Source organism: Clostridium boliviensis, assembly GCF_033342255.1.
In the GTDB taxonomy this organism is placed as follows: Bacteria; Bacillota; Clostridia; order Lachnospirales; family Lachnospiraceae; genus Lacrimispora; species Lacrimispora boliviensis.
The window spans coordinates 254381-266821 of record NZ_JAWONS010000329.1; the positions used below are offsets into that span (position 1 = coordinate 254381).

Consider the following 12441-nt stretch of genomic DNA (forward strand, 5'->3'; position numbering starts at 1 on the left):
GCTCATAATTTAATTTAAATCGATTATATTATGAGTAACCAGATAGAAATTATGCAATCTATTTTTTATGATGAACCTTTTGTTATAAAAAACATATTTCAAATGCTAATTAGCACTTTTATATTAACCCTTCTTTTCTCGCTTTTTCCACAGCCAGCATCCTGGATGAAACCCCCAGTTTACTAAAAATACTGAGCACATGGGTTTTCACCGTAGCCTGTGATATGCAAAGATTTTCTGCAATCTCCCGGTTGGTAATACCAAGAGCCAGCTGGTTTAAAACCTCATACTCACGGGCTGACAGTAGCTCCGGCTTACTCTCTTTAACAGTCTGACCTCCGCAAATTACAATACACTCTCCTAAGAAAGCCGTTTCCGCACCACTCAGTAACTGGTTTCCAGCTGATTTTTGATACATTTCATTCAGCATAGGCAGCAATGTATCGCGGTCAAGATAAAATGGCATCAGAATTCGATCTTCCTGAGCATAATGAACCGCTTCAACCAACAAATTGTTTATTTCCCGCTGGCTGGTAGCTTTCACCGGCATATGTAAAAACATATATATTTTCAAAATATCGGCTTCTACAAGGCGAAGCTTATTATGCTTCAAGCGGGATGAAGTCAGTATTTCTTCGGTTTCTTTCAATGCCTCTGCCGTGTTGCCAAACTTAAACAGAATCCGTCCTCGCAGCAGTTTCATAAGCGGCTGCTGACTATATTTGTTTGTTGCATCCAGCTCTTTTAAGATCTTATCAGAAAGGCTTTCCGGGAGTCTGTCAATACAGGCAAGTTCATAAAGCAGACGTCCCAGAGTAAGAACGCTATAATTAGGATACTCAGACAAAATACCATCAACATAAGAAACTGCTGTGTCGTTATCACCGTGCAGAAATTTCATCTCAGCAAGATGGTAAGCCAGCGTCATATCAGTGATATCCACATGAATATGACGTTCTTCCAACAGCCGTTTGGAATACTCCAGCTCTATTTCTGCCTGCTCCAGCTCCATTCTTCGCATATATACTCCAGCCAGACCAAAGTAATAATTAGTTTCTATCCCCATTAATCCACTGATTGGTTTCAGTACTTCTTTTGATTTGGCATAACAGGAAAAGCTGTCATTTAACCGTCCCATCTCTTCGTAAACCTGACCCAGCTGATTATAAGCAAAAAAACCAATAAAAGGATTTAAACCGGCGGCAATTTTAATACCCTTAATGATACAGTTTTCCGCTTCCTCATATAGCATTTTTTCCAATAATGCTCCGGCATTTTCAATCAGCAGTACGGCTTTCACCACAGGTCCATAAGGAACCTGTTCAATCTGTTTGTCCGTCAGTGCCGGATATTGAGGCAAAATCCCATTTTCATTGGTAAAATAGATCTGCGCAAAGTCTACAATACTAAACAAATCAGAATCTTCATACAGTTCCTTAAACTTTTCATATATAACATGGCAGCGTTCCATATTCAGATTTCCCAAATTATAAATAAAACACTGGGCAGCAAGATCCGTATCCTGAAATAAAAGCTCAATGGGAACCTGATCAAGATAATTCCATGCTTCTATCCTGCCTTCCATTGATTTTGCCAGACGCAGAACCTCCTTATAATTACCAGCCTCACAATACTCTCGTAAAGCTTCCTCATAATCCCCCTTTTCTTCAAAAGCTCCTGCCGTTATTCGATAGCATTCTGCCTTTTGTTCTTCAGAAAGGCAGAGAAACTGCTGTTTTAAATATTCCGATAAAATATTGTGATAGCGATATATTCCGTTTTGTTCGTCCAGGCAGATGAGAAACAGATTTTTTTCCATAAACCGTTCCATCATCTGATCGAAATCCGGTTTTGTAAATCCCATAAACAGCCTATTACAAATATCTGCATCAAAATAAGACAGATATCCGGTTTTTATCAGAAAATCCTGTTCTTTTTCCGTGAGAGCATCTATAATTTCTCGGGTCAGATATTGGGAAGCAATCCCTCCCCCTGCACGCAGCAGCTGACCAGAGTACTTTCCCGCTGCTTTGGCTGCCGCCGCAAGCTGAAGCCCTCCAATCCACCCCTCAGCATAGTGGTTCAATTGGTTTAATTCTTCATCACTGTCTGCCAGCTTCATCGTATCTTTAAGAAATGCTATCCCCTCTTCTTTCGTCAGCTGCAACTGTTTTCCGTCAATGAACAATAAACGGCCGGACACCGCCATGGGGCCTAAATATACAGGTGGGTCCTCCCTGGAAAGCATAAAGAAATGGAAGTTGGAAGGCATGGACTCAATAAAAAAATCAAAGGTTCTGATGAGGGCCTCATCACAAATGTAATGAACGTCATCTAACACCATGTAATATTCTTCTTCTCCCCACAGCCGGTTAATCAGCGTAATCAGCAAATTCTCCATATATTTGGTGTCCGGATTCGTTCTCATCAGATCCAGTAGTTTTCCTTCATCCTGTAAAAATGGGCTGACTGACGCAGTGAAATAGTGCCAGAAAGAATAAACATTGGTATTAGCTAAATCCAGTGACAACCAACAAACATTCTTAAGTTTCTTCTCATGAATAAAGGATGAAAGAAGCGTTGTTTTTCCAGTGCCGGCCCCTCCGCTTAGAAAGATAATTCCCATATCCCTGCATTTGGATAGCTGTTCAAATAATCCGTGACGCACAATATAATTCTTGCGGGGTGCCGGTATTTTTAATTTTGTAGTAAGAAGTAATATATCTGAAGAATGCTCCATTGTCTATTCACCTGTCGTTTATTTGTTACTATCATTGTAATGCAGGCGGCCTGCTTTGACAAGAAATGTCTCGTCTTCATACCCTTTTAATATATTTCATTCGTAATGCAAAGCAGGAAACCATAAACATGACAACAGAAACCGCAATCACATAAATAATACTGAAGCCGTGATGCCATGCCTCTCCCCGTTCCATATACTCAACAAAAATCATTAACTGCTTTTGCGGCAGTACCTTAATAATCAGATCCAGTAAAATCTTTTTTTTACTGAACAAATAAAAGCTGCCTGCAAGCATTGATGTTAAAACAACAATGGATCTGCCAAGCATGGAAGCATTATCCGGTTTGTCAATCAGTGTATATAATAATAGTGCGAAGGAAATTCCAAACAATCCCAGTACAGCTAACAGACCAGCATACTGTAAAAGCGTGAAGCCTATATCAAATCCGCAGGATTTTAATACAATCAGCAGGATATATTCCGGCACAAACATAGACAGGCAATACGTACAATGTGCTGTAAGATAACCCCAAAAAGAAACCGGTGCTGTTGTAATCCGCCTTAATTGTCCCTGTTCCTTATCATCTGCAAATGCAAACAGATTTGCGAAAACCTGCATAAGTACAAACATCATCATGAAACCTATGATATTTGCGCCTGCACCCCGTGGTATTTTACTATCCTTAAGAACGGCGTCTGAATTTTTCAGCAGAGTAAGCACCATATTTTTATAGTCGTCATCCCGAAGTGTCTCAATCTGATAATCACCGTTTGCTCCGATTGTTACATAAGCATCATACTTTTGTTCTACCAGTGCAGAATAAGGCGGTTTTTCTGGGGATACTACGATGTTAAGTCTTGCCGAGCTTTGAGGTAATGTTTCAGCAGATTTATCCGTCACCAGAACAATCCGTCCTTTCACCTGCTGAACGCCCGTCAAATGAACTGCCAGCACCATGGAGGCAAGGGTGAATACGGTTAGTAAAATCATGGAAACAAGGCGGGGAATGGTCCGTTCATAAATGTTAGTAAGTGTGGTTATAAAAGTTCTCATATATAATCCTCCGTTCTGAAAAATAAGCTGCACCCCATTGTCAGCAGCACAGAAAGAACCGCCGCAGTAATAAATACCGGCCAGAAATATTGAAGACTGTTGTCGCAGGATAGCGTAAAGAATGCTTCATTCAGCCATCTTACAGGTGATATCTTCGTAGCAAAGGCCATCACACTGCCCATACCATCAAGAGAGAAGAAGGTTCCACCCAATGCGCATAGCAGACTGATTACAGTACTAAGCAGCGTACTGGTGGTTTCTTCGCAGTGGAATATACAACAGAAGAATATTCCAAGAGCCGATGTGGCAAATTCTACCGGTGCCATTAAAAGAATAAAAAAGACCGGATTGGCTCCCAGACTGACATGAAGCAGAGGGCACAAAATTACCAGCAGCAGTGAATGCAAAATGTAATTAAAAAGAAAAGACGCAGTTATTTTTGAAAAATAAACAGAATAACTTCCGGCCGGGGAATAAATAATCCGAAGATTTGCCCGTTTAATATCCCTCTCCATAAAACAGTTAGAAGCAGTCATAGCCCCGTTTAACACCCCATAAATAATAAGAGATACTGTATAATACTGATATGAAGTGTTACTATCGGCATAATCCCCTCCGCACAAATAACCCAGGATCAGTATTAGCAAACCTGCAAAAGCAGTATTATATCCAACAAGAACCGGATTTTTAAATAAATTACTAAAATCCATTTTAAATATTGTCATAAAACGGCGCATAATTAACTCTCCTTTCTCAGTCCCGCAGCTTGCGTCCCGTCAGCTTTAAGAAAACCCTCTCAAGACTTGCAGCCTCACTTGTAATATTTCGTATTTTTTCTCCGTGATCACTTAACAGGGAAATGATACGGTCAAGATTTTCTATGCCTTTCAGAGATGTAATTTCAAGGGTATTCCCTTCTATTTTTACGGATTTGACACCTTCCACCGCAAAAAATTCATCGTGTCCGATAGTTCCATTTTCCTCGACCTCTATGATATATCTCTTTTCATTCTGTATATCCTCTTTTAAACTTTCCTTTGTTCCTTCTGCAAGGACAGCACCGTGATCCATTATAATAATCCGGGATGAAATCACTTCAACCTCTTCCATGTAATGAGTGGTATAAATAACCGTCATTCCCTGACTTTGAAGTTTTTTAATAGAAGAAAGAATATGATTCCGGCTCTGGGGATCGATTCCCACTGTAGGTTCATCCATGATGACCAGTTCTGGCTTGTGGGCTATGGCACATGCAATATTAAGACGTCTCTTCATTCCCCCAGAAAAGGTTTTCACCTTATCCGTTCTGCGGTCTTTTAAGCCGGCAAACGTAAGAGCCTCTTCCACAGCTTCCTTTAGCCTGCTGCCGTAAAGGCCGTATAGAGATGCGAAAAACTTTAAGTTTTGCTCTGCGCTTAACTCTTCATATAGTGCTATATCCTGAGGGACAATGCCTATTGACTGTTTATAAGAGCGGAGTATTTTACTGATTTTTGTGCCTTTGAAACAGATATCACCCTCATCACTTCCCAGTACAGCAGTTAGTATATTAATGGTGGTACTCTTTCCTGCACCGTTTGGTCCCAGAATACAAAGCACTTCCCCCCGGCGTATCTCAAAGCTGATTCCTTTCAGAACTATATTTTCTTTAAAACTCTTTTTTAAATTACTGACTGTCATTAGATTATCCATAGCATTTGTCTCCTTTTTGTTTACTATGGATATCATAGGGCATTTCAGAAATAAAAAAATCAACCGTTTGGCTGATTGTAACGGTTGATTTTTTATGGTTGTACAAATCTTATATGGCTCATCCATGATGAACCTCCTGACTTATCATTTCATATCGCATCCACATCATAGAAATTTGCAGGATTCTCTGTCATAATGCGAATTATTTCCTGTCTGTTGGTTCCGTTGGCGATACAACAGGGAATAAATTCGTCAAAAATTGATGTACAGGGGTGATGACCCAGAGATTCTTTCCCTTCTGAATAAAAGTCATAATTCTGGGAAAGCAGCACCTTATGGCTGTAATTAAGTGAACTAATATAGTTTAACAGTTCATACTTTTGGGCACTTGTTCCCTTTCTGATATTATCTATACCAATCCACAATCCACATCCCCTTTTTTACCGCCAGCTTCATCGTTTCCCTGTTGGCTTCGTGATCCGCATGCGCCCAAAGAAATTTGCCGCAATCAGCATAGCCTTATCTGCGCCAGGCAGTTCGCCCTTATCAAGCAGCAGTTTGATATGGCCCGGACGAATCACAATGCCATCTATTGTGTCCAGACCTTCTTTAAAATCCTTTATCCAGCGGTCCGCCAGCTGTTCTTCAAAATAATCGGGAAATACGCTGTAAAGCTGTTTTGTCATGTTCCAGCCAGTGCACGCAATGATATGCATATCCGTCCGTTCAGATAACGTTTTTAACAAGCTGACGTTTAATTTTGTCTTTTTTATTTTGTTAAATTAGCAGATATAAATTCCTTTGAAAGTTCAGCGATTCTACCGGCATTGGTCCAGTGCAGATAATGCTCTCCCGGAAGCGTTTCAATTTTTTGTATTGAAGGGCTGGTTATTAACTGTTGATGAAGCGGGAGCCAGTTTTTATCCGTATCTACTGTTTCCTTAGCTAAAATTGCAAGAACCGGGAGATGATCCGGGTATTTTACATCATATAATTCTTCTGTATTTTTATTCACCATGTTAAATTCATTTATTATAGATTCATTTAGACTGTTCCATGCTGTCGCCATTTTTTTTATCTTAATCTGCTCTTGTGTATAATCATTATTTTTATTACTACCATCTTCAGCCTCCGGCAAAAGATATGTGATGTCCCTTATGATCCCAAAAGTATTAAGCAAAGTTAAGCTGTGAGACATATCGGGATCTTTACTAATTTTTGTTTGATTGGGCACCGACTCATCAATTCCAATGATCGCTTCCACTTCATCAGGGTATTTAATCGCATAATACATAGAATATACCCCAGATATTGAGTGAGGCATTAAAATATATGGTCCCTTTATTTCTAATTGGTTAAGCGCGGTTCGTATTTCATTTACTATATTTTCATTGGAACGCTCTGCTTTTGTCGAATCACTGAAACCATAACCAAAGTATTCAAGAATAACAACTTTATAATCCGTACCTAATCGATCTGCCAGGGGCATAAAATCTGCAATCGGTGATGCAGTTCCCAATCCGCTCAATAAAACGATGGTTTTTTCTCCCTGACCAGTCACATATGCCTGCATATGCTTTCCATCTATATCAATGGTTTTTCCGATTTTATATTTGTGTTTTTCCATTGACTTAAGAATATTGTGAGATAATGCTGAGATTAGTAAAAGACCAATGATTGTCACAAAGATCCAAAGTATTATTTTCCCGGTTATTCTAATTGCTTTCTTCATTTGACATGCTCCTTTGTGATACACTATGATACTTCGCGGATAACGCATTACTTAACTGTTCAGCCACACATGTAATTGAAACGATTCGGTCAAGCCGGAACGTCCGCTTTTCTTCTCTCAAATGACAGTAGCCGTTAATATACCAGCCTCCATCACCAAACTGCAGCTCCATGGGTGAAAAACGCCTGGATTCTGTGGTATTCCGCTCTGGATGGTAATAACTAAGCTGCAGATCGCAGGATTTCCACAGCGCCTCTAATATGGGGTTTAAAACATCATCTGCGTAACCTTTTGGTATTATCCGCAATATGTCGAAATTTATGTGTGATATAGCCTGGGAAGCCTTTTTCCTTTCTTCATCCGGCAAAACATTAAGCAGCTTGCCGCTTAGCAGGTTGTAATCAGCTGCCATGTTGGGGATACGAAATTCTTCTCCTGCCTTTAATACCATCAAAAGCATTAATATTTCCTGCTCACTAAGTTTTATACTTGGCAGAAAATTTGATATACAATCATTATCATACCATTCCAATGAAATAATTGAAATAATTATTAAAAAATGGTATGCTACCAGAGGTAATCCCGAAAACTGTTATTAATAGAAAAAATATTAACCATACAGTAATGGGATGCCGCATATTACATGGAGGACTTACATGATAAAATTTGATAACCTGTCTTACTCATTTCCACAGAAGGATTTGTATGATAACATTTCGTTCTCTTTAGAAGAAGGTCAGCATTGTGCCTTTATCGGTACAAGCGGCAGCGGTAAAAGTACGCTGGTCGATATCCTTATGGATCCTGAAAAATATATGTTTGATGGAAAACTGGAGATATCTCCCAATTGCAGAATTGGATATGTAAGCCAGTTTTCACAGCTGGACGATACAAAGGAAATAACCGTATCCGAATATATCGGTGAGGAATTTGTGAAACTGCAAAATGAAATCACATCCATCTGTACAGAAATGGAAACTTCATCAGACATCGATACTCTTCTGGAAAAATATCAGCAGGCCCTGGATGCCTTTCAGGCAATTGACGGAGATAATTTTGAAAGCAACATGAATAAGCAGTTAAGTCTGGCAGACTTAGGCAAACAGGAGAATCTGCCTGTCTCCCAGCTCAGCGGCGGAGAATTCAAGCTGGTTCAGGTAATAAAGGAAATGCTGACTCAGCCTGACCTGATTATTATGGACGAACCTGATGTATTCCTGGATTTTGAGAATCTCAATTCTCTTAAAAATCTAATCAATTCACACAAAGGCACCATGCTTGTTATTACTCACAACCGTTATTTATTAAACCATTGTTTTAACAAGATCATCCACCTGGAAAATAAACTGCTTCAGGAGTTTGACGGCCGCTACATTGATTATAACTTCACTTTGCTTCAAAAGAAAATTGAATTACAGGAACTGGCTGTGGCTGACACAGAAGAAATTAAAAGAAATGAAATTATAATTAATAATTTAAGATCACTGGCTACCACACATACGGAAGCAGCCAGAGGAAAATCCTTAAAAGCAAGAAAGAAAATCCAGGAGCGGTTAATAGCACGAAGAATTCAGGCTCCATTTGTGGATATTAAACAGCCGGAAATCCATTTTACAACTGCCAGTGAGCTGGATGATGAAACTGTATTAAAAGTCAGCGATTACAGTGTGTCATTTGATGAAATACTTTTGGAAAACGTTAACTTTGAGATCAAATCCAAAGATAAAGTAGCCCTGATCGGTCCAAACGGAACGGGAAAAACCACATTGCTCCGGGAAATTTTTAAAAATAACCAGAACTCAATTGAGATAAATGAAACCGTTAAGACAGCCTTTTTATCCCAGATTCAGGGTGAAATGCTAAACGAGTCTGAGACAGTATTGGATGATTTTTTTGGTCTGGGCTTTAAAACATATGATGAAATCAGCTCCTATCTCTCAACTTTTGCATTTGATGAATCTGTCCTTCATCAAAAAATAGGTGCTTTGTCCGGCGGCGAAAAAAATATACTCCAATTAGCAAAAATTTGTGCAGGCAAAGCAGATTTACTGCTCCTTGATGAACCAACCAGCCATTTAGATACCTATTCACAGCTGGCACTGGAAAAAGCAATTGGGGATTACAAGGGTTCCGTTTTGATGATATCCCACGATTTCTATTCCATCGTTAACTGTGCAGATTATGTGTTAATTATTGATGATAAGACAATCCGGAAAATGAGTATGCGTAAATTCAGGCAAATGACTTACGCCCGACATTTTGATAAAGACTATTTAGAATTAGAACAAAAGAAAAAGGCAGTGGAGACCAAAATCGAACTGGCTTTAAAAAATACTGATTTTGAACTGGCTAAAGTTTTATCTGAAGAATTGGAAACGATTATTGGGCTCCTTTAAATACATGACATACTCCTGCCTGCTAACCAAAAAGTTAGTAACTAACTATAATGTGCATACTTTTCTATTTGAGTATAAGGATATATAATTTATCTATAAAGCCAAGTAGGAGGATGTAACTATGAAAGTGATCGCAATCAACGGAAGTCCCCGGAAAAACCACAACACCGCTGCTCTTCTTAAGAAAGCACTGGAGGGAGCGCAGGCAAATGGGGCCAAAACAGAGCTTATTCATTTGTATGATTTAAACTATAAGGGCTGTACCAGCTGTTTTGCCTGTAAAAGAAAGAATGGACCAAGCTATGGAATATGTGCCTGGAAAGATGAATTGAGTCCCGTTCTAAATAAAATCAAAGAAGCCGATGCCATTATCCTTGGTTCCCCTATTTATCTTTTTGATGTAACGGGACAGATGCATGCTTTTTTGGAGCGTCTGGTTTTCCCTTATTTAACATATACAGAAGGTTATAAAAGTCTGTTTGAACGAAAAATTAAGACCGGACTTATTTATACCATGAACGTGACTGCCGGGCAAATGGAAGGAAAGGGGCTCCGCCCGGCATTAGATGGTATTGAGGGCTTCATGAAAAGGACCTTCGGCTATAGTGAATCACTGTTTTCTCATGATACCTACCAGTTTGATGACTATGATAAATACGTTGCGACGATTTTCGATGAGCACCATAAAGCACTGGTCAGAGAAAAACAGTTCCCAGAGGACTGTCTCAAGGCTTATGATATGGGGCTGCGTTTTGCCGGTGTAGAACTTGATGGACTCGAAGAGAATGTAAATGTTCCAAACGCATTTAGCGATTAGGAGATAAAAACTGCAATAGACAGATTCTCCCACAGAAAAAATACTCGTTAATTGTCCCTGTTTCATAATTTCAGGCATGTCCATTTATATCATCGAAACACAGGAACAGGCCGATGCTCTTGGTCCGGTTCCTGCAAATCTGGATAAATTCGCCGAAGAAGTACAGCAAGATTAAAATAAGCTCTCCTGATTCCACATCATGGAGAGTTTATTTACTTATCAAGATCCTTGTTTCTCTTCTTAATCTGTGAAGCCACCACACATACTGCAAGACCACCCCCCATTACGGTATAGTCAAAAATCCTTTTGTTCCATTGAATACGGAGATATCATTCAAATTGTTTACTCCTGTTAATAACGATATGCAATATTTATCTATACCCTTTCGCTGGCGTAAGTAATCAGCTTACAAAACGATTCTTCAAAATGTCTGTCATCTTCTTTTGTTCTCTTTGAAGGTCCGCTAAGATGATTTTTCGTCTTTGCTCTCCTTGCTTCTTTTGCAATATGCCGTTCCATCAGAAGCTGATCAATATTATCATTGGTATACCAATTTCCTGACTGATGAATTCCATAAGCCCCTTTAGAAAGTGCCATAGCCGCTACTCCGTAATCCTGTGTTACCACAATATCACCGGCTTTGCACAGGTTTATTAACGCGAAGTCCACAGCATCTGCTCCTGCACCAATAATCCTGATTTCACTGTATTCAGTCTGTAATACATGATTGGTGTCACATAGGAGACAGACATGTATTTTGTTTTCTTTTGCTGTTTTTTCCACAATACGAACTACAGGGCATGCATCTGCATCTACATAAATCGTCATCTTTTTCTACCTCATTTTTTGATAGATATTTAGTAACTCATGGTTTATTATATATGCCTTGCCATCTGCAGTCAAATTAAAATCTTCGTCTAATATTCTTGCCCGACAGGTCCAGCCGTCAGGAAGTTCCAGTTTATCACCTAACGTTTCCAGGTCATCAATGGTTGAGTTTTGATATGCCGCCTTATTATGGATTAACCTCTACATCCATTTTTGGTATAAAGATAAAATATAAAATCCCATGTCTGAGTTCATCTGTTATGATTTCAGATATTCTGAGTGTGCTTTAATTCCTGTTTACACACACGCTCTACAAACCTAAAAATTCGTACTGCGTCTGCCGCTGCTTCCTGATTTTTCTGCTGCTGCCAAAATGCTACAAATAAAAGCTCAATACACTGTATCATAAGTGGCAGAGCTTTCTTCTCATTATTTTCTAAAACAATAACCGATTCATAACCAATTAGAAACTGACTGATAAACTCAATCCATTTATCTTTTATAGCCATCAGGTCTTTCTGATCTGATAATTGTCCTGACAGAAAATAAGCAATATCAAATATGCGGGCATCCTGTTTACCTAAATCAAAGTCCAGAACCCCCATCAATGTTGTCCCTTGAAACAGTAAATTACCATAATGCAGATCCCGGTGAATCTGCTGCTTCGGTAACTGGGGGTACAGACTGCATAATGCTTCTATTGGCTCTAACCATTCTTCTTTTGTCAGCAAACTGCTGCCGGAAAGTTCCTTACTGATCCAGCCCTTAAGTTCCTCATGAAAAGGAGTAATTCCAGTACTTTTATCGGACACCGTCATAAGTGCACAGTGAATTTTTCCAATGACAATGCCTGTTTCATAAGCAATGACTGCATAATCCTGCTCAAACGCCTCTTTTATATGGCTGCCGGAAAGCTTTTCCATCAACAGATAACAGCCCTCTTCTGTATTTATAAAATCTCTGCCATCGTTTGCTTTTATAATATGGGGCACTGGAACTTTATGGGAGAGAAGTGCTGCAGTCAGTCTTATATTATTAAATGCAGCATGTTCTGTGCTCACCAATTTTAAAATATACTTCCCCGCTACGTCCCAGGTTGTCGGCGTAGCGGCAACCGGCTTCTCACTAATTCCCCAATATTCAGTTATACCTGCTGCCATACATACACCCCTATCATTT

Annotated in this window: 12 protein-coding genes; 2 read left to right on the plus strand and 10 right to left on the minus strand. The window is 39.4% G+C overall.

The features are described from left to right. Nucleotides 1-118: 118 nt before the first annotated feature. The 8 genes from RZO55_RS24830 to RZO55_RS24865 form a co-directional block, all read right to left on the minus strand. Nucleotides 119-2740, minus strand: a complete 2622-nt coding sequence (locus tag RZO55_RS24830) for a winged helix-turn-helix domain-containing protein (RefSeq protein ID WP_318066933.1) — start codon at nucleotides 2738-2740, stop codon at nucleotides 119-121. 76 nt (nucleotides 2741-2816) lie between these two features. Next, nucleotides 2817-3797: an ABC transporter permease gene (locus tag RZO55_RS24835; RefSeq protein WP_318066934.1), complete on the minus strand. Its 981-nt coding sequence runs from the start codon at nucleotides 3795-3797 to the stop codon at nucleotides 2817-2819. After that, nucleotides 3794-4534 (minus strand): ABC transporter permease, encoded by a 741-nt coding sequence (locus tag RZO55_RS24840; RefSeq protein ID WP_318066935.1) that lies wholly within the window; start codon nucleotides 4532-4534, stop codon nucleotides 3794-3796. The genes RZO55_RS24835 and RZO55_RS24840 overlap by 4 nt, the downstream gene beginning before the upstream one ends. Nucleotides 4535-4550: 16 nt before the next feature. Further along, nucleotides 4551-5489, minus strand: coding sequence for an ABC transporter ATP-binding protein (locus RZO55_RS24845; protein WP_318066936.1), 939 nt, complete (start codon nucleotides 5487-5489; stop codon nucleotides 4551-4553). A gap of 149 nt (nucleotides 5490-5638) precedes the next feature. Next, entirely contained in the window at nucleotides 5639-5914 is a 276-nt protein-coding gene (locus RZO55_RS24850) for a hypothetical protein (RefSeq protein ID WP_318066937.1), read from the minus strand. A 27-nt stretch (nucleotides 5915-5941) separates the two neighbouring features. Next, complete coding sequence (locus tag RZO55_RS24855; protein WP_318066938.1) at nucleotides 5942-6235, minus strand: phosphotriesterase family protein; 294 nt, start codon at nucleotides 6233-6235, stop codon at nucleotides 5942-5944. Nucleotides 6236-6258: 23 nt separating this feature from the next. Then, the gene (locus tag RZO55_RS24860) at nucleotides 6259-7221 is read right to left on the minus strand and encodes an alpha/beta hydrolase (RefSeq protein ID WP_318066939.1); all 963 of its coding nucleotides are present in this window, start codon (nucleotides 7219-7221) and stop codon (nucleotides 6259-6261) included. Beyond that, nucleotides 7205-7681: a helix-turn-helix transcriptional regulator gene (locus tag RZO55_RS24865; protein ID WP_318066940.1), complete on the minus strand. Its 477-nt coding sequence runs from the start codon at nucleotides 7679-7681 to the stop codon at nucleotides 7205-7207. The genes RZO55_RS24860 and RZO55_RS24865 overlap by 17 nt, the downstream gene beginning before the upstream one ends. A gap of 196 nt (nucleotides 7682-7877) precedes the next feature. Between RZO55_RS24865 and RZO55_RS24870 the strand changes: the two genes are divergently transcribed. Both RZO55_RS24870 and RZO55_RS24875 read left to right on the plus strand, forming a co-directional pair. Beyond that, a complete protein-coding gene (locus tag RZO55_RS24870; protein ID WP_318066941.1) occupies nucleotides 7878-9617 on the plus strand; it encodes an ABC-F family ATP-binding cassette domain-containing protein in 1740 nt (579 codons plus the stop codon). 121 nt (nucleotides 9618-9738) lie between these two features. Further along, on the plus strand, nucleotides 9739-10434 hold the full coding sequence (locus tag RZO55_RS24875) for a flavodoxin family protein (RefSeq protein ID WP_318066942.1): 696 nt from the start codon (nucleotides 9739-9741) through the stop codon (nucleotides 10432-10434). 375 nt (nucleotides 10435-10809) lie between these two features. Here the strand turns inward: RZO55_RS24875 and RZO55_RS24880 are convergent, their stop codons facing one another. Beyond that, complete coding sequence (locus RZO55_RS24880; RefSeq protein ID WP_318066943.1) at nucleotides 10810-11262, minus strand: YaiI/YqxD family protein; 453 nt, start codon at nucleotides 11260-11262, stop codon at nucleotides 10810-10812. Between the two features lie 266 nt (nucleotides 11263-11528). Next, nucleotides 11529-12422, minus strand: coding sequence for a phosphotransferase (locus RZO55_RS24885; RefSeq protein ID WP_318066944.1), 894 nt, complete (start codon nucleotides 12420-12422; stop codon nucleotides 11529-11531). Nucleotides 12423-12441 lie beyond the last annotated feature (19 nt).